This is a genomic window from Lyngbya sp. CCY1209, assembly GCF_055795065.1.
Map to the genome: position 1 here is coordinate 16,084 of NZ_JAYFER010000352.1, position 17,659 is coordinate 33,742.

Sequence of the window (17,659 nt, forward strand, 5' to 3'; positions counted from 1 at the left end):
CACAGAGGACACAGAGAGGGGATTTTTGATAATCGAAATTTATTGATTTTTTTAGATATTATTCAAATATTCAATTAGACAGATATTTTTAACGTGAGAATGGTTCTCATTCTCAACGGTTTCCGCCGCGAGATTGCGCCACTTGACGCCGTTTTCGGGAGGTGGTAAAGTTAAGCTTATATGTGATGCTAGTCTTCGTGTAGGTAATTTCAGGCGATCGCCCCCACTCAAGTTTTCACGAAATCCCATAACCCCAACAATATCGGCAATTCCCCGCTCCAAAAACTCGCCCCAAACCCGCAAGTGATCGAGATCACAATCACCTCCCCGTGAAACGAGTTTTTTTCGGGGAATTTTCGGGGGGATTGACAAATCAACCAAAATATGCTTTCACCCCCCGATTCCCCATCTGCGAAAATCTGCGAAATCTGCGGATTGTTTACTGATTATCGCCGACAACCGTTTCGCGATACGCCAACCAAGCCTCCACCGCATCCAGATCGGAAGGTGCGGCCCGTCGCATCAAAATCACCCCGTCCTCGAACCGGAGAATCCCGTATTGCACCGTCGCGGTGAGGTAATCGATGCGATCGATAATTTCCCGAAGCTTGTCGCGATCGCTATCAAAAGCGACCCCGTAGCGCTGCAATTGCCACAGGTCGGCGACGACGTAATCGAGGGAAACCAACTCACCCGAATCGTCGTGCAGTCGGTACCTCGGAAACCGCAATACCTGACGGCGACTGGAAACGTGGGGGACTAAATAAGTGGTGGCTGCAACCCCAGCATCCGGGGGGATTTCCGCCAAAAACGATCGCAAAGTCGCCGCCCGGGGCCATTGTTGAGTCAGGGGGACGTAAACCCAGGGTTGTACGGAATCGGGAATCAGAAAATAGAGGGTGCGGTTGGGATTGGATGTCAGCGTAAACACCAGAGATAGGGCGATACAGCCGATCCAGAAGCGGCGGAATTGGGGGGAGGGGAGGGATTCCCCCGGGTGTTTTTTCTGGCGGTCAGCCCACCAGAGAATCGTGCCGTAAAATAGGCCGGGGACCACCGTCATGGCGTAGCGAATCGTGATCGCCAAAACCGAGACGCCCTTGGCCGAAAATAACTTCAGGAGGGGAAAACCGGCGATCGCCCAAGATGCGGGGGCGATCGCGGGCACGAACGCCAGGGGCAACCACTGACCCAAGAGATATTTCAAAGTTCCGAAAAAGGGCGTGAACAGTTCCCCGATCAGCCGAAACGGATTGCTGACCATCCCCCAAATAATCTCCAGGGTCGAGGCTTCCGGACCGTCGGCGTACTGGCCGAACCGCTCCATCATGAACCGCTCCGAGATATCCGCCGAAAATAACGGCATGATCAGGTTGGTGAGAACCAACATATAACCGAAACTGAGGATACAAATAATCAATCCTCGTCGGGGGAAGCGGCGGCTGAGGACCATGTAAACGCCGACGCCGAACAAAACCACCCCGGAGTCTTCCCGCACCCCCAAAATCAGAACCGAAAAAATCCAGAACAGCCACCACCAGCCCTTTTCCATCGCCAAAAGCAGGGTGAAGACGAACAGGGGAATTTGGGAAATATCGTGGAAATTGGCGAGGGTGGGGCCGAGTACCGCATTGGCGCCGTAAAAGCTGACCACAATTAAAGCCGACAGCGGCGGTTGCAAATACTGTCTGGCCAGAATGTAGAGGACGAGTCCCGCCGCCGTCACCAGGGTCACCTGCAACAGGCTGAGGGTGATGGGGGAGGGAAATAAGGCGTAAATGGGCAGCCACAGGAGTAAGGCGGGGGTGAAATGCTGTCCGAGGCGGTGATAGGCGACATTGGGAAATTCGCCGTTGTGGACGACGTTGGTGGAGAGGGCCGAGGAGAGGGAGCTCTCAAAAAACCGCCCGTGGATGCCGTTCCAAAACACCTGGTTGAAAATGCCCTGGTCGTAGGAGGCGTAGAAGCTGAAATAGCGGTGCCCGATCAAAACCGTGCAGATCGCGAAAAAGGCGATCGCACTTCCGAGTAACAGTTTCAGGGACGGATTTTTCTGCCAGCTCACCCACATGACCGGTCTACCTCGTTGATTCAGAATTGGGAGTCGGGAATCGAGACTCGGGAGTCGAGTCAACCCTTCCCCACACCCCAATTAACACCAAGCCCCCACTATCTCACATTTTGAGACGTTCCCGAGACATCACCCATTGCACGTCAAATCCGTGATCCAAGATACCCATCGTCCCGAACAACAGGTTAAAATCTAAAGCAGATCTTAAATTAAACTAGAAGGCAAGTGCTACTATCACGGTCTAGCTCTTCTATTTCTCCAGTGGACTCGAATCATTCCGGTCTTCTGCCCCTCTCAGAGGACTTCATGCAGGTCACTTCCGAAAGCTCCGTTTCTCCTGAAGCAGTGTTACAACTCTTGCTGTTCGTCGATCGCCGCCCCAGTTCCCAGGAACAAGTTCGGCAGATCCGCCAGTATCTCGACCAACTCGAACCGCCCGATCGCTTTGAACTGCAAATTATCGATGTCGGGGAGCAGCCTTACCTCGCCGAACACTTCAAATTGGTGGCGACACCCGCCCTGGTGAAGATCCACCCAGACCCCCGGCACATTTTGGCTGGCAGCGATATCATGGCCCAACTGGACGACTGGTGGCCGCGGTGGGTGCGATCGCTCGAGCGCTACCAAAGCCAACAGAAATCCAATCCCAACGCTTCCGCCCCCGCCTACAACTCCGTCGCCTCCATCAACTACGTCGCGGAACTGATCCGACTCAGCGACGAAGTCTTCCGCCTCAAACAGGATAAAGAACAGTTGCAACAGCAACTGAGCTTCAAAGATCGGATCATGGAAATTTTGGCTCACGATCTCCGCAGTCCCCTCACTGCGACATCTCTGGCTCTGGAAACCCTCGAATCCGCCCAGATGACGAAAGAGGGCAACCCCAGAAAAATTACCCCCGCCCTGAAATCGCGGCTGATCCAACAGGCCCGCAGCCAGATCCGCACCATCGATCGCATGATCACCAACATCCTGCAAACGGCGACGGGCCAGAGTTCGCGACTGCAACTCCAGCCCACCCAACTGTCCCTGGTGGAGTTTTTCCATGAAGTGTTGGCGGAATTTCACGACCAGTTGGTTGCCAAATCCCTGCAACTGAAAACCGACCTACCCGGCGACACGCCGCAGGTTTACGCTGATCGCGATCGCATCCGCCAGGTGTTCGTCAATTTGCTGGATAATGCGATCAAGTATACCCCGGAGGGGGGCACGATCCAGGTTTCTATCCTGCACCGCACCACCCAAAAAGTGCAGGTGAGCATCTGCGACAGCGGTCCGGGGATTCCCGAGGAAAACCGCGATCGCATTTTCCAAGATCGCTTCCGCCTGGAACGGGACGAATCCCAAGACGGCTACGGCATCGGCTTGTCCCTGTGTCAGCGGATCATCCGGGCCCACTACGGCCAAATTTGGGTGGATTCTGTGTTGAGTGAGGGGAGTTGTTTTCACTTCACCCTGCCGGTGTTTCACAATGCCCCCGGCGTTCCGGTTTAATCAGTGAAAAGTGAAACTCGCCCCCAAACCCCCAATTCTGGGGGCTTCAATTTCCGATTACCTATTCCCCACTCCCTCCCGCAAAGCCGCGATAATTTTTTCGTTGGCTTTGGGGAAGGGAAAGCGATCGATTTCATCTAATGTTACCCAGCGAATTTCGTCGCATTCGATCGCGCGGGGTTCGCCGCTGAGGTGGCGACAGTGGTAAACTTGCAGGGTGACGCGAAAGTGGGTGTAGGCGTGTTCGAGGGTGATCAGGTGGTCTTCGACGGCGATCGCAATGCCGATTTCCTCTTCAATTTCTCGCCGGATGCAATCTTCGACGGTTTCCCCCGGTTCGATTTTGCCGCCGGGAAATTCCCACAGACCCCCCAGGAGTCCTTTTGCCGGACGTTTGTCGATCAAAATTTGTCGGCGATCGTTCCAGATGACGGCGACGCCGATCAACTTGTGGGGAAGGGGGGATGAGGCTTCTCGCATGGGAATTTCAGATTGCAGATTTAATAAATTGGCCTGACAGCTATCTTTCCAGGGACACCGGGGACACTCGGGCGCTTTTGGGGTGCACAGGGTCGCTCCCAGGTCCATCAAGGCCTGGTTGAAGTCCCGGGCATGGGGGGGATCGACGAGGCGATCGGAAAGCGCCCAGAGGCATTTTAACCCCCGTTTGGGGGGGACGGGTAGGGCGATCAGTCGGGACAGGACTCGCTTCACGTTGCCGTCAAGGATCGAGATCGGCAGATCGAAGGCCGAACTCAGGATGCCGCCGGCCGTGGTGCGACCGATTCCCGGCAATTTCAACACATCTTCTAAAGTATCGGGGAAAGTGCTATTATACTCCCTTACCAGGGTTTGGGCACAGGCGTGTAGATTCCGAGCCCGGGCGTAATATCCGAGCCCTTGCCATGCTTTCAAAACCTGTTGCAAATCCGCTTCCGCGAGGGTTTCCAGGGTGGGAAATTGGTTGAGCCACCTTTGGTAATAGGGCAAGGCAGTTTTGACCTGGGTTTGTTGAAGCATGATTTCGGCGATCCAGATCTGATAGGGTTCGCGGCTGCGGCGCCAGGGCAGATCTCGCCCCTGCCGTCGATACCAATTCAGGAGCGATCGCCTCAATTCTAAAACGTCAAAATCCGGCAACTCCCAGGTGGGATTGACCGGATCGGCGGAATGGTTGCGGTGGGACAAAGTGACTTCTAAAACGCGACCGATCGATTAAAAATCATGTCACGAATCTTCGCTGTCGGCAACCCCGATTCCGTGCAGCGATCGCTCGAAAGCCATCCGCTGTTCGGCGTTGCGGATAAAATAGCCGCTCATCATCGCCGAAGCCAACAGGCGTCCCAGGTGTTCCCTGCTGGTGGTGACGCTGACGCCGAAATGTTCGGCGGGGAGATTTCCCAACAGCCCGACGATGTTCCGTTCCATCACCTGGAAGACTTCCGGAGAAGTGGGTTTGGAGAGTTGGGAGATGGTTTCCGGGCTCATGGATTGGACGTATTGCCAGAGTAAGTCCGGGCCGTTTTGGGTGTCTGCGGTAAAAAATTCTGAGTTTTGATGTTCGGGTCGATTCATCGGTACACCTCCACCGTGCGATCGGTTCAAATGCTTGTGTTCGCGGGGATTATGCGGAATTGGCGCTTGTCGGAGTTCGATTTGTTGCTTATTTATAATTTAGCAAATCGGTCGGAAACCTTAAGTCCGAAAAACCGAACTCAATTGGCCGAAAACCCCACTTCTGATAATTGATAATTGACAATTGATAATTGATATAGCGCTGCGCGCGGGTGTAGGGTGTAGGGTGTAGGGTGTCGGGTGTAGGGATTGGAAATTCCCTTGAAATCAGGCTTTCGAGTTTTGTCCCCAAAGCGAAACTGTAAACACACGAGCGCTCGTTGCTATAATTACCCTTGGCGAGGGGGATTTGGGGGATCGGACATCAAAAGTGATCGGGACCGGGTATTCGGACATCGCCCGTTTCCCCGGTCCCCAATTTAAAGTTGATTGAAAATGGTTAATGTGATGGAATTTTCAATCCGAGATTGACGGCTAACTCGCCAGATAGTCGTTCATGTCCTGCTTGCGCTTGCGGAGTTTGGTCAGGGCCTCCCGCTCGATCTGGCGCACCCGTTCCCGACTGATGTTGAGGCGATCGCCGATTTTGGCCAACGTCAACGTCTGTCCGTCCTCCAAGCCGAAGCGCAGGGCCAATACCTGCCGCTGCTGTTCGGTGAGGTCGGCCATCAGCGACTCCAAATCCGATCGCAGGGACGAATTGAGGGCGAATTCCTCGGGGGAGGTGCTGGTATCTTCCAACAGGTCGCCCAATTCCGTGTCCTGGTTGTCCCCCACCCGCAGGTCTAACGACAGGGGAAGTCTCGCCCGTTCGAGGTACTCGCGAATTTGTTTCGGAGTCAGATCGAGTTCGTCGGCGAGTTCGTTGATGGTGGCCGATCGCCCGAGTTCTTGCGCCAGTTGTCGCTGGGCTTTCTTGATTTTGTTGAGTTTTTCCGTGATGTGGATCGGCAGGCGGATGGTGCGGCCCTTTTCCGCGATCGCCCGGGTGATCGCTTGGCGAATCCACCAGTAGGCGTAGGTGGAAAATCGGTAGCCCTTGGTGGGGTCGAACTTCTCCACGCCGCGCTGCATTCCGATGGTCCCTTCCTGGATCAAGTCCAACAGATCCACGTTGCGCTTGATATATTTCTTGGCCACAGACACGACGAGGCGGAGATTGGCCTCCACCATCTTGCGCTTGGCGGTTTGACCCTGGTGCAGGATCTGCTTGAGTTCGTGGGCGGACAACTTGACCTCCTCCGCCCATTCTGCATCGCTCGGTTCGCGGCCCAGTCGTTTGGCAAGTTTGTCTCGTTTGTCCTGGAGGGCGGTCGCCCGTTGCACCTGTTTGCCATAGAGAATTTCTTGCTCGTGGGTCAGCAGGGGAACGCGACCAATTTCTCGCAGGTAGGCACGAACTGAGTCTGTGTCCGAGGTTTTAGCAGTTTTCATGGCTCATCTCCCGCTGGATACCTCATCCTTTAATAAAGGTCTGACGAATTAAGCCCATACCTTGAGCTGGGGAAGAAAAGCGGGCGGGCAATTGCGCTTTCCTCTCGTTTGCAACCCACCGAGTTGGCCGGCCAACTCCGGGTGAATCTGAGAATGTTTACATTGCTCAATGGTATGTTACGAATTTTAACATTTATGAGAAGCGATGACTATCCCCCCTCCGGCTGACTCGGCACGATTTTAATCGTCAACTGGTCTGAGAGTACCTGTTAATGAACTTTACAATTGCATCAATCAAAACAAAATTGCAGAAAATTTTCAGGATTTCGGAGCGATTGATAAGTTTTCCCTATCTGACGATTGACAAAATGATATGATGGAGGGCCACCGGCAAATCTTGAGTATTTATACTCATCTTCGCCGGGATGCTGAAGCGCAACAACTTCCATCACTCGTTGTTGGACTCGGAGCCCCCTCAGAAGCGCTGAAGCGCAACAACGAAGCCATCGTTTGATTTAAAATGAAAATTTTGAGTCAACTTTCATTCAAAATGATAGAACATTTTGACCGGTTATGCAACACCATTGATAACGAAAATTGTTAGAATGTAAATGTCCGAAAGTCCTTTATCTCAACTTCGATATTAATGCCGACTCTCCAAACTCAACCCTTGGTCAAAGATCCCGATCGCCTGGAAACGCGGTTGAAAGAAATACCGCCGGTTCCCGGGGTCTATTTGATGCGGGACAGTGCGGACAATATTCTCTACATCGGCAAGTCCAAAAAACTGCGATCGCGGGTGAGGTCTTACTTCCGCGATCGCCACCACCACAGCCACCGCATCAGCCTGATGGTGCAACAGGTCGCCGACATCGAATTTATCGTCACCGACACCGAAGCGGAAGCCTTGGCGTTGGAAGCCAACCTGGTGAAAAGCCACCAGCCGCACTTCAACGTTTTACTCAAAGACGACAAAAAATATCCCTACCTCTGCATCACCTGGTCGGAACAATATCCCCGCATTTTCATCACCCGAAAGAGGCGGTTGGGCAACCCCAGAGATCGCTACTACGGCCCCTATGTTGACACCGGGCTGCTGCGGACGACATTGCAGTTGGTGAAGCGGTTATTTCCCCTGCGCCAGCGTCCCAAACCGCTGTTCAAAGATCGCCCCTGTTTAAACTACGATATCGGCAGATGTCCGGGGGTTTGCCAGCAGATGATCTCCCCGGAAGACTATCGAAAAATTGTGGAAAAAGTGGCGATGGTGTTTCAGGGGCGGACGGGGGAACTGATCGAAACCTTGAGAGTCCAAATGGAGGAAGCGGCGGCGGAGTTGAACTTTGAAACAGCGGCGAGATTGCGCGATCGCATCCAGGGTTTGCAGTCCTTAAATGCGGATCAGAAAGTATCCCTCCCCGACGATCGCGTTTCTCGGGACGCGATCGCATTAGCCGCGGATGACAAACAAGCCTGCGTCCAACTGTTCCAAATTCGCGCCGGTCAATTAGTGGGACGGTTGGGATTTGTAGCCGAAGTCTCGTCTGTTAAAAATGGCGAATCTTCGCTGACTTCTGCGGAGTTGGGGGCGATCTTGCAGCGGGTTTTGGAGGAACATTATCGCACGGTCGATGATGTGGAAATTCCCGGCGAAATATTGTTACAATATGATATACCCGACGAATCCATGTTGGCGGACTGGCTGGGCGATCGCCGGGGTCGAAAAGTGACGTTTGTGACCCCCCAACGGCAGACAAAAGCCGAGTTAATTGAAATGGTGGAACGCAACGCCGGCTACGAGTTGGCGAGGGTGCAAAAGATGGGCGATCGCAACACCGCCGCCCTGCAAGATCTCGCGGAAATTCTCGATTTGCCCGAGTTGCCCCACCGCGTCGAATGTTACGATATCTCCCACATTCAGGGCTCCGATGCCGTGGCGTCCCGGGCGGTTTTTATCGACGGTTTGCCCGCCAAACAGCACTACCGCCACTATAAAATCAAAAATCCCGACGTGCGATCGGGGCGATCGGACGACTTCGCCAGCATGGCGGAAGTGCTCGCCCGCCGCTTCCGAGATGATCACAATTCCGAAAGCCAGGACAGACCCGATTTGGTCGTCATCGACGGTGGCAAGGGGCAACTGTCTGCGGTGGTGGAAGTGTTGCGAGATCTCGATATTTTGGAAGAGGTGAAAGTCGTCGGTTTGGCGAAGCGGCGGGAGGAAATTTTTCTTCCCGGCGAGTCTTTACCCCTGGAAACCGACCCCGAACAGCCCGGGGTGCAACTGCTGCGGCGGCTGCGGGACGAAGCGCACCGATTTGCCGTCAGTTTCCACCGCAACAAACGCAGCGAACGGATGAAGCGATCGCGCCTCGACGAGATTCCCGGACTCGGACACCACCGCCAAAAATTGCTCCTGGCGCACTTTCGATCCATTGATTATATTCGCATAGCCACATCGGAACAACTGGCGGAAGTTCCCGGCATCGGCCCCAAGTTAGCCCGACAAATTTACGATTATTTTAACCCATCTCGGGCGGAGAGTTAGGAGATGCGGGATTTGGGGCGCTAAAGCGCAACAACGGATCGACAATTTTCGTAATTATTATTTAAACTGGGGGTGAAGAATGATGCAACAGCCGGGAAAATAATTATGAACGTGAAACAGATTAACGGTCCGAAAACTTCTCACTTGATTCAGGAATTCCAGTGGATCGCCGATCCCGTCGATTATATGAACACTTGCGCCCGGAAATATGGGGATATTTTCGGCACGCGAATCGGGGCGGGGTGTCGCAACCTGATTTTCACGTCCCATCCGGAAGCTATCCAATATATCCTCACTCACGATACCAAAGAATTGACCGCTCCCGGTTCCGTCAACGGGATTTTGAAACCCCTGGTGGGGGATAAATCCGTGATCCTGCTGGAAGACAAGGCGCACCGGCGCCAGCGCAAATTGTTGATGCCGCCCTTCCACGGCGAACGGATGTTCAATTACGGACAATTGATCTGCGATTTGACTCGAAAAGTGGGCGATCGCTGGGAGGTTGGGAAACCGTTCCGGGCGCGGGATTCCATGCAGGAAATTTCCCTAGCGGTGATCCTTCAGGCCGTGTTTGGAGTTTACGAAGGAACCCGCTACGATCGCCTCAAAGAACTGACCGGAAACCTCTCCAAAGTGGTCGATTCTCCCCTGAGTGCCAGCCTGTTATTTTTCCCATTTTTGCAGCAAGATTTGGGGGCTTGGAGTCCCTGGGGGCGGTTCCGGCGGTTGCGGCAGGAAATCGACGAATTGCTATTTGAAGAAATCGAGGAACGTCGCCAACATCCCGACGAAACTCGCACGGATATTCTCAGCTTGATGATGGCGGCGCGGGACGAAGACGGCCAACCCATGACGAATGAAGAATTGCGGGACGAATTGCTGACGCTTTTATTTGCGGGACACGAAACCACCGCCACCGCAATGGCCTGGTCTTTGTACTGGGTGAACCGACTCCCGGAAGTGCGCGATCGCCTGTTGTCGGAGTTGGCAACATTGCCCCCAAACGCCGATCCGATGACCATTTATCGCCTGCCTTATTTGAGCGCAATCTGTCAGGAAAGCCTGCGAATTTACCCCGTTGCAATGATCACATTTCCCCGGGTTACAACTCAACCCGTGGAGTTGATGGGCTACCACCTCGAACCCGGAACGACAGTTGTCGGTTGCATTTATCTCCTCCACCGCAACCCGTCAATTTATCCCGAACCCGAACAGTTCAAACCGGAGCGATTTTTGGAGCGGAAATATTCCCCCTACGAATACCTGCCCTTCGGCAGCGGTTCCCGCCAGTGTATCGGCATGGCGTTGGCACAATATGAAATGAAATTAACGCTGGCGACGGTGATGTTAAATTATGAGTTGGCTTGGGCGGACTCGAAACCTCCGAAAGCGTCTCGGCGGGGCGTCACCCTCGCGGCGCGAGGGGGCATTCCGATGGTTTTGAAGGGGCGGCGATCGCGCCCGGAAAAATCCGTTGAAGTGGCGGCGGTAAGTTGAGCAAAAGGGGAGACAATATCTCCCCTGTTAATTCGACAGTTTTCGGAGGTTTTTTGATGGCAACTTCGACCGAAAAAAATATTTGGACAGATGAAGAATTTATGGCGTTGTCCAAAGATGAGCGCCGCTATGAGTTGGTGGATGGGGAGTTGCTAGATATGGGCAATTCGGGGATGGAGCATGGCGGAATTGGCTCGTTATTGGGGGGACTTCTGGCTATTTATGTCAGACAGAATAAGCTGGGAATTGTCTGCGATTCGAGTACCGCATTTACTCTCAAAGATGGGAATCGGCGATCGCCGGATATTTCCTTCGTTGCAAAAGAACGATTGCAGGGCTTAAAACGTCCCCCGAGGGGATTTTTTCAAGGTTCCCCCGATTTGGCTGTAGAAATTCTTTCACCCAACAACACCGTCGAGGAATTACACGAAAAAATTGTCGAATATTTTGAGAACGAAACTCGCCTGCTTTGGCTCATCCATCCCGACGAGAAATATGTGTTAATTTACCATTCCGCCGAGCCCGACGGCTTCCGGCGTCCCCAGGATAATTTGGAGGGCGAAGCGGTGGTTCCGGGATTTTCGGTATCAGTTGCGGAATTGTTTGAGGAATGGGATTTTTAAAATTGTAGCACAGGCATCCTGCCTGTGACCGGCTAGAAGCCCGTGCTACGCGGACAATGATAAATTACGCTTCTACGGGAGCTTGCAAATTGGGCAGTTCGGGTATTTTTTGGGCGATCGCTTTTCCGATTTCCAAAGAAGCCGTCGCCGCCGGCGAGGGGGCGTTGCAGACGTGCATAGCCCGCGGCCCTTCAACGATTAAGAAATCGTCCACCAAACCGCCATCTTTCATCAACGCCTGGGCACGGACGCCGGCATGGGTGGGGATGACATCTTCTGGCTGCACTTCCGGGATCAACCGCTGCAAACTCCGCACGAAAGCCGCCTTGCTGAACGATCGCACGATTTCTTCCACCCCGTCACTCCAGTATTTTGCGGCCAATTTCCACAGTCCCGGATAGGTGAGAATTTCCATCAATTCGGCGAAATCAACATCCGTTTTTTTGTAACCCTCCCGCTTCAAACTCAAAACCGCGTTGGGGCCGGCGTGCACCGAACCGTCAATCATGCGGGTAAAATGCACGCCCAAAAAGGGGAAATCGGGGTTAGGGACGGGATAAATTAAGTTTTTGACTAGATAGCGTTTCTCGGGGACAAGTTCGTAATATTCCCCCCGAAATGGGATGATTTTGGCGGGGGGGTTCACCTTGCCCAACTCGGCGACGCGATCGCTGTACAGTCCCGCACAGTTGACCATAAATTGGGTTTTTAATTCCCCCCGATTGGTTTCCAAGACTAACCCATCAGAGGTTTCGATAATTTTATCAACCTTGGTATTCAACCGCAGATCTCCGCCCTTTTCGCCCACCAAATCCGCATATTTTTGGCAGACTTGACCGTAGCTTACAATGCCGGTAGAATTGACTTTAATGGCTTCCAAACAGCGGACGTGCGGCTCGATTTCCCGCACCGCTTCCGGGCCGATTTTTTCGACGGGAATTTGATTTTCCAGACCCCGCTGATAGAGATTTTCAAGCAGGGGCAGTTCTTCCGGTTCCGTCGCCACGATCACCTTCCCGCAAACGTCGTAGTCGATGCCCTGTTCTTCGCAAAACTCGACCATCGAGCGGCACCCTTCCCGACAGAGGGTCGCTTTCAAACTCCCCGGTTTGTAATAAATTCCCGAGTGAATGACGCCGCTATTATTACCGGTTTGGTGAAACGCCCATTGACTCTCCTTTTCCAAAACGACAATTTTGGCATCCGGGTGGTATTTTGTCAACGCATAGGCCGTGGAGAGGCCGACAATTCCACCCCCGACGATCGCAAAATCATACATGGCTGAAAAATCCTCCTAATAATAGTTGGTTGTTGCGCTTTAGCGCCTCCGGGGGGCAAGCCCAACAACAAAATATGTTAAAATTCGATGCCCGGTTGGGCCTTGACACCCTGTTCGCGGAACGGATGTTTGATCAAGGTCATTTCCGTCACCAAGTCCGCCCGTTCAATCAGGCTTTGTGGCGCGCCGCGCCCGGTCAAAATAACGTGGGAATCTTCCGGCTTGTCTTCGAGTCCCGCGATCACCGTTTCCACGGGGAGATAGCCCAATTTCATGGCGATGTTAACTTCATCGAGGAGGACCAATTTGATGTCGGGATCGGCGATCAAAGAGCGGCTCAATTCCCAGGCATCTTGAGCTTTTTGAATGTCGCGATCGCGGTCTTGGGTTTCCCAAGTGAAGCCCTCCCCCAAGGCGTGGAATTGTAACTGATCCGGCCACTTAGAAAAAGCGGCTTTTTCCGCCGGTTCCCAGGCCCCTTTGATGAACTGGACGATCGCCACCTTGTAACCGTGGCCGAGCGATCGCAGCACCATCCCCAAGGCGGCGGTGGTTTTCCCCTTGCCGTTGCCGGTGTGGACGATAATCAATCCCTTTTCGAGCGATCGCTCCGCCACCCGCCGGTCTTGAATTTCCTTGCGCCGTTGCATCTTCTGGCGGTGCTGTTCGGCAGTCAAACCCTTGGTTTCCATTTCGAGATCGGATTCTGTCATAATTTGTACAGTGAAATTTTTGGGTTCAACTGCAATCATACAGGAAGGGTGGGGGCAATCCGCAGATGGCGCAGATGGCGCAGATTGAATTGCTCCGCTATCGTTGGAAGAATGGGAGTGTGGGAAATTGAGATGGTCGAGGCGAATGGTATTCGCCCTCTCCCATGTCTTGACAATTTCTATGATTCACTGATTGAGGAGCGAGTCATTCACATTGATGTTATCAGTTCAAGAAGCAGAATCGATTATTTTAGAACAGGTGCCCGCCCCCGACGAGGCGGATATCGAGGCGGTGAGTTTGGAGGCGGCTTCGGGGCGCATTCTCGCCGCCCCCGTCACCAGCGACCTGGACTTTCCCCACTGGGATAACTCGGCGATGGACGGCTACGCGGTGCGACACGCTGATCTAGCCGGACGTCCCGCCGATTTGGCGATCGTCGAAGAAATTCCGGCGGGCTCTTCCCCCAAAAAGACGCTGCAACCCGGACAGGCGGCGCGAATTTTTACCGGCGCCTGCCTGCCGGAGGGGGCCGATACCGTCGTCATGCAGGAGGAAACGCAACGAAACGGCGATCGCGTCCAAATCCTCGCCACACCGGAATCCGGGGCCTTCGTCCGCCGCCGGGGTTCCTATTACAAAGCCGGAGATCCCCTGCTGCCGGGGGGCATCGCGCTGGGGGCGGCGGAAATGGCGGTGTTGGCGGCTGCCCAGTGTTTGCGGGTCCCCGTTTATCGCCCCCTGCGGGTAGCCCTGCTTTCGACGGGAAATGAACTGGTCCGGCCCGATCGCCCCCTCGGCCCGGGACAGTTGGTGGACTCCAACCAGTACGGGTTGGCGGCTTGGGTTCAACAAATGGGGGCCGAACCCGTCCGCCTCGGCATCATCCCCGATCGCCCGGAGGCCCTCAAATCCGCGATCGCCAAGGCCATTCTGACGGCGGATGTGGTATTGTCCAGTGGCGGGGTGTCCGTGGGGGAGTATGATTATATTCCGAAACTGCTATCCGAGTTGGGGGGAAAAATTGGGGTCCGATCCGTGGCGGTGAAACCGGGCAAACCCCTCACCTTCGCCACCTTCCCCAACTGCTCGTATTTTGGCTTGCCGGGAAACCCCGTATCCGCTTTGGTGACGTGCTGGCGGTTCGTCGGACCGGCTTTGAAGAAGCGATCAGGACTCGCCGAATCGTTTTGGCGTCCGCAGTGGATGCAGGTGCGATCGCGTCACGAGTTGCGATCGGGCGGCAAGCGAGAAACCTACCTCTGGGGCAAGCTGCGATCGGTTGACGGCGAAATAGAATTCGCCCTCGCCCCGGGAAGCCAAAATTCCGGAAACCTGATCAACCTCGCCCAAACCGACGCCCTAGCCGTGCTTCCCATCGGGCAGACCCACGTCCGGGCCGGAGAATCGGTGCGGGTCTTGAAAGTCCGGTAAAATTTAAGTTTGGGGGTGAAATGTAACAGGTAAGATAGAACTTCAGACCCGGATTCATGAAACTCGGTCAATGTTGTCCTTTCTAGTCATTTAACACTTTCCCAAACAATAATGCGCGTTCTAATTGTCGAAGACGATCCGATGATGCAACTGGGGTTGGAACAGGCTTTGTCAGACTGTCCCAATATTACCCTGGTGGGTATTGCCGAAGATGGTTATCTCGGTGTAGAAGCGGCGAAGGAGAAAAAGCCGGATATCGTAATTATGGATATCGGCCTGCCCCGCCTGGATGGAATCGCCGCCACCAAACAGATCAAAGAACAATTTCCGGAAATTCGGGTGGTGATGCTGACGTCTCACACCGCCGAAACGGAAGTGATCGCGTCCTTGTCGAGTGGGGCCGATGCCTACTGCGTCAAAGGGGCAAGTATCGATCGCCTCATTGCCGCGATGGATGCCGCTTACGAAGGGGCCACCTATCTCGATCCCCAAGTCGCCCGCCTGGTGATGGAACATCTCAAACCCCCGGCCCCCCAAACCAACCTGGGAACCCTATCCCCCCGGGAATTGGAAGTTTTAAAATTGATGGTGGAAGGCAAAAGCAACCCAGAAATTGCCGAAGAACTGTATTTAAGTCCCAACACCATCAAAACCCACGTCCGCGGCATCATGAATAAATTGGCGGTGGACGATCGCGTTCAGGTAGCCGTCGTCGCCCTGCGATCGGGTTTGGTTTAAATACTTCAGATTGGGGAAGTCAAAATTTCAGGGTCTGATTCAGTTTTTTTCAAGCGACCTAGTGCGGACAGATTTCACGACAGTTTTTTCATCCATTAAAAAGACAAAAAACACAGGTATGACATCGATTGTTAATCCCCCCCAAAAATCGGCAAATCAAAGAATAATAAATCTGCGTAATCTGCGTAATCTGCGGATGCAAATATGCGGTTGACATCGGAGGCAAAATTCGAGATTATTCTGCCATTTTTATCGCCGCCAATGATTCGGGAATAGTCGCCCGTTTCAGAAGCGGTTGCAGGTCTGTATAAACGCGATCAGCGATAAATTTATGCCCCGCGGCGTTGGGGTGGATAACATCATCCTGCCGGCGTTTGGGATTGCCGACGACACCCTTCAACAAATCGGGAATCAAATACGATCGCGTCTCCTTCGCGAGGCTTTCAAACATTCTTTTATAATCCCCGCCGATGCGATCGGCGTACACCCCCAAAATCACCGCGATCGCCCCCTCATCTTGGATGCGGGTAATCATTTCTCGCAGGTTTTCCTCGGCTTCGGCGATAGGAACTTGTCGCAGGTAATCATTCCCCCCCAACTCCACCATCACCAGCCAGGGGTTTTCGTCGAGCACGTCCGCTTCCAGCCGCTTCAGTCCCATCGCGGTGGTATCCCCCGCCACCCCCCGGTTGAGGATGGGGACGTTCAGTTTATCGCTGAGGACGGCGGGGAAAGCCCGTTCCACCGGGACGCCGTATCCCGACGCGATGCTATCGCCCAAAATGATAATCTGTTCCCCTTCGCCGGCTTCCAGGTTGCGGACTTGCCCGACGGAGGGACCGCAACTGGCGATCGCGATCCCGGCGATGAAAAATAGGAGTAGAAAACCCATCCGACGGCGGACGCGAAATTTCCGAAACGGGGCTAAAATCGGAGACAATCTGAACAATTGAACGTCCTCCCTTTCAACCGGAATAGCGATCGCGAGCATCTAAGAATAATGGTATTAGAAATTGCGCCCACCCTGCCGATTCCCCCCCACTTCGACCCCCACCGCGTCGGGGAAGTGTGGAAAGTCCCCTACCAGCAGCGGGCGACGGACGCCCGCAATTGGGCCGGACAACACGAAATCAAGGCGGCGGCGGAAGACGAGATGCGGATCGGTTTGTTGGCGATCGACGTCCAGAATACCTTCTGCCTCCCCGGTTTCGAGTTATTCGTCGGGGGGGCGGTGGAAGACAACCGGCGACTATGCGAATTTATCTACCACAATTTGGGGGCGATCGCGGAAATTGTCGTCACGATGGACACCCACACCCCCACGCAGATTTTCCACCCGATTTTCTGGGTGGACGATTGCGGCGAGCACCCCCAACCCGGAACCACCGTCATCACCGATGAGGACGTCGAGAAAGGCCGCTGGCGGGTAAATCCGGCGATCGCCCCCAATATCAAAGGTTGGAGTCTGGAGGCCCTGGGAGAGCACGCCCGCCACTACACCCGCGAGTTGGGCGACGGCGGACGCTTCCCCCTCACCATCTGGCCCTACCACGGCATCCTCGGTGGCATCGGCCATGCATTGGTGTCGGCGGTGGAGGAGGCGATCTTTTTTCACAATATCGCCCGCCACAGCCAGACTCACCTGGAACTCAAGGGCCAACATCCCCTGACGGAGAATTATTCAGCCCTGCAACCGGAGGTTTTACAAGCCAGTAATGGGGAGGCGATCGGCAAAAAAAATCAATCTTTAATCGATAAATTACTGGGGTTCGATCGCCTGATTGTGGCGGGGCAGGCGAAGAGTCACTGCGTCGCCTGGACGGTGGAAGATTTGCTGACCGAAATTCGCGATCGCGACCCCAATTTGGCGGGGCGGATTTACCTGTTGGACGACTGCACGTCCCCGGTGGTGGTTCCCGACGCGGTGGACTTTTCCCAACAGGCGGAAGCCGCTTTCCGACGCTTTGCGGATGCGGGGATGCACCGGGTCAAATCCACGGACGCGATCGCCTCTTGGCCGGGTTTTTGAAGCGATCGGATCTCCAGAATTGTCAATTGTAGTGGACCAACACGGCTAAAAATGTGCTTGATTCGTAGGGTGGGTTAGGCGGCTTCAACCTATGCTGTGAAAGCCATCTATAAATCCGCCGTAACCCACCGTTTAAGATGTGTCGGTCCAGTCGGTTTAGTAGTCGGTTTAGTAGGGTGGGTTAGGCGGCTTCAACCTATGCTGTGAAAGCCATCTAGAAATCCGC

General features: G+C 54.1%; 14 protein-coding genes. 7 read left to right on the forward strand and 7 right to left on the reverse strand.

What is annotated here, in order from left to right; all coding sequences use genetic code 11:
- Nucleotides 1–439: 439 nt before the first annotated feature.
- Nucleotides 440–2,071 (reverse strand): DUF2079 domain-containing protein, encoded by a 1,632-nt coding sequence (locus AC0QHF_RS09865; protein ID WP_324704034.1) that lies wholly within the window; start codon nucleotides 2,069–2,071, stop codon nucleotides 440–442.
- Between the two features lie 306 nt (nucleotides 2,072–2,377).
- Here AC0QHF_RS09865 and AC0QHF_RS09870 point away from each other — a divergent pair, with 306 nt between their 5' ends.
- Nucleotides 2,378–3,565 (forward strand): histidine kinase, encoded by a 1,188-nt coding sequence (locus tag AC0QHF_RS09870; RefSeq protein ID WP_324704035.1) that lies wholly within the window; start codon nucleotides 2,378–2,380, stop codon nucleotides 3,563–3,565.
- 57 nt (nucleotides 3,566–3,622) lie between these two features.
- On the opposite strand, the gene mutY is transcribed toward AC0QHF_RS09870, so the two are convergent.
- The 3 genes from mutY to AC0QHF_RS09885 all read right to left on the reverse strand — a co-directional run bounded on the left by mutY (nucleotide 3,623) and on the right by AC0QHF_RS09885 (nucleotide 6,574).
- Nucleotides 3,623–4,753 (reverse strand): A/G-specific adenine glycosylase, encoded by a 1,131-nt coding sequence (gene mutY, locus AC0QHF_RS09875; RefSeq protein WP_324704036.1) that lies wholly within the window; start codon nucleotides 4,751–4,753, stop codon nucleotides 3,623–3,625.
- Nucleotides 4,754–4,792: 39 nt separating this feature from the next.
- Nucleotides 4,793–5,140 (reverse strand): DUF760 domain-containing protein, encoded by a 348-nt coding sequence (locus tag AC0QHF_RS09880; RefSeq protein WP_324704037.1) that lies wholly within the window; start codon nucleotides 5,138–5,140, stop codon nucleotides 4,793–4,795.
- Between the two features lie 474 nt (nucleotides 5,141–5,614).
- Nucleotides 5,615–6,574, reverse strand: a complete 960-nt coding sequence (locus AC0QHF_RS09885; protein ID WP_324704038.1) for an RNA polymerase sigma factor, RpoD/SigA family — start codon at nucleotides 6,572–6,574, stop codon at nucleotides 5,615–5,617.
- Nucleotides 6,575–7,220: 646 nt separating this feature from the next.
- On the opposite strand from AC0QHF_RS09885, the gene uvrC reads away from it, so the two are divergent.
- From uvrC to AC0QHF_RS09900, 3 genes are all read left to right on the forward strand, one after another.
- Nucleotides 7,221–9,122: an excinuclease ABC subunit UvrC gene (gene uvrC / locus AC0QHF_RS09890; protein WP_324704039.1), complete on the forward strand. Its 1,902-nt coding sequence runs from the start codon at nucleotides 7,221–7,223 to the stop codon at nucleotides 9,120–9,122.
- Between the two features lie 111 nt (nucleotides 9,123–9,233).
- Entirely contained in the window at nucleotides 9,234–10,619 is a 1,386-nt protein-coding gene (locus AC0QHF_RS09895) for a cytochrome P450 (protein WP_324704046.1), read from the forward strand.
- 56 nt (nucleotides 10,620–10,675) lie between these two features.
- Entirely contained in the window at nucleotides 10,676–11,242 is a 567-nt protein-coding gene (locus tag AC0QHF_RS09900; protein WP_324704040.1) for a Uma2 family endonuclease, read from the forward strand.
- A gap of 64 nt (nucleotides 11,243–11,306) precedes the next feature.
- Here the strand turns inward: AC0QHF_RS09900 and lhgO are convergent, their stop codons facing one another.
- Both lhgO and cobO read right to left on the reverse strand, forming a co-directional pair.
- Nucleotides 11,307–12,521, reverse strand: coding sequence for an L-2-hydroxyglutarate oxidase (lhgO, locus tag AC0QHF_RS09905; protein WP_324704041.1), 1,215 nt, complete (start codon nucleotides 12,519–12,521; stop codon nucleotides 11,307–11,309).
- A 77-nt stretch (nucleotides 12,522–12,598) separates the two neighbouring features.
- Entirely contained in the window at nucleotides 12,599–13,213 is a 615-nt protein-coding gene (gene cobO, locus AC0QHF_RS09910; protein ID WP_324704047.1) for a cob(I)yrinic acid a,c-diamide adenosyltransferase, read from the reverse strand.
- Nucleotides 13,214–13,451: 238 nt separating this feature from the next.
- Between cobO and AC0QHF_RS09915 the strand changes: the two genes are divergently transcribed.
- Complete coding sequence (locus tag AC0QHF_RS09915; protein ID WP_324704042.1) at nucleotides 13,452–14,666, forward strand: molybdopterin molybdotransferase MoeA; 1,215 nt, start codon at nucleotides 13,452–13,454, stop codon at nucleotides 14,664–14,666.
- Between the two features lie 111 nt (nucleotides 14,667–14,777).
- Nucleotides 14,778–15,404, forward strand: coding sequence for a response regulator transcription factor (locus tag AC0QHF_RS09920; RefSeq protein WP_324704043.1), 627 nt, complete (start codon nucleotides 14,778–14,780; stop codon nucleotides 15,402–15,404).
- A gap of 235 nt (nucleotides 15,405–15,639) precedes the next feature.
- On the opposite strand, the gene AC0QHF_RS09925 is transcribed toward AC0QHF_RS09920, so the two are convergent.
- Nucleotides 15,640–16,344, reverse strand: a complete 705-nt coding sequence (locus AC0QHF_RS09925; RefSeq protein WP_324704044.1) for a GDSL-type esterase/lipase family protein — start codon at nucleotides 16,342–16,344, stop codon at nucleotides 15,640–15,642.
- A 60-nt stretch (nucleotides 16,345–16,404) separates the two neighbouring features.
- On the opposite strand from AC0QHF_RS09925, the gene AC0QHF_RS09930 reads away from it, so the two are divergent.
- Nucleotides 16,405–17,433: a cysteine hydrolase family protein gene (locus tag AC0QHF_RS09930; RefSeq protein ID WP_324704045.1), complete on the forward strand. Its 1,029-nt coding sequence runs from the start codon at nucleotides 16,405–16,407 to the stop codon at nucleotides 17,431–17,433.
- Nucleotides 17,434–17,659: the final 226 nt, after the last annotated feature.

Coding starts and splice junctions, on each gene's coding strand:
- AC0QHF_RS09865 (WP_324704034.1), bottom strand. CDS start 2,071: ATGTGGGTGAGCTGGCAGAAAAATCCGTCCCTGAAACTGTTACTCGGA.
- AC0QHF_RS09870 (WP_324704035.1), top strand. CDS start 2,378: ATGCAGGTCACTTCCGAAAGCTCCGTTTCTCCTGAAGCAGTGTTACAA.
- AC0QHF_RS09880 (WP_324704037.1), bottom strand. CDS start 5,140: ATGAATCGACCCGAACATCAAAACTCAGAATTTTTTACCGCAGACACC.
- AC0QHF_RS09885 (WP_324704038.1), bottom strand. CDS start 6,574: ATGAAAACTGCTAAAACCTCGGACACAGACTCAGTTCGTGCCTACCTG.
- uvrC (WP_324704039.1), top strand. CDS start 7,221: ATGCCGACTCTCCAAACTCAACCCTTGGTCAAAGATCCCGATCGCCTG.
- AC0QHF_RS09900 (WP_324704040.1), top strand. CDS start 10,676: ATGGCAACTTCGACCGAAAAAAATATTTGGACAGATGAAGAATTTATG.
- lhgO (WP_324704041.1), bottom strand. CDS start 12,521: ATGTATGATTTTGCGATCGTCGGGGGTGGAATTGTCGGCCTCTCCACG.
- cobO (WP_324704047.1), bottom strand. CDS start 13,213: ATGGAAACCAAGGGTTTGACTGCCGAACAGCACCGCCAGAAGATGCAA.
- AC0QHF_RS09915 (WP_324704042.1), top strand. CDS start 13,452: ATGTTATCAGTTCAAGAAGCAGAATCGATTATTTTAGAACAGGTGCCC.
- AC0QHF_RS09920 (WP_324704043.1), top strand. CDS start 14,778: ATGCGCGTTCTAATTGTCGAAGACGATCCGATGATGCAACTGGGGTTG.
- AC0QHF_RS09930 (WP_324704045.1), top strand. CDS start 16,405: ATGGTATTAGAAATTGCGCCCACCCTGCCGATTCCCCCCCACTTCGAC.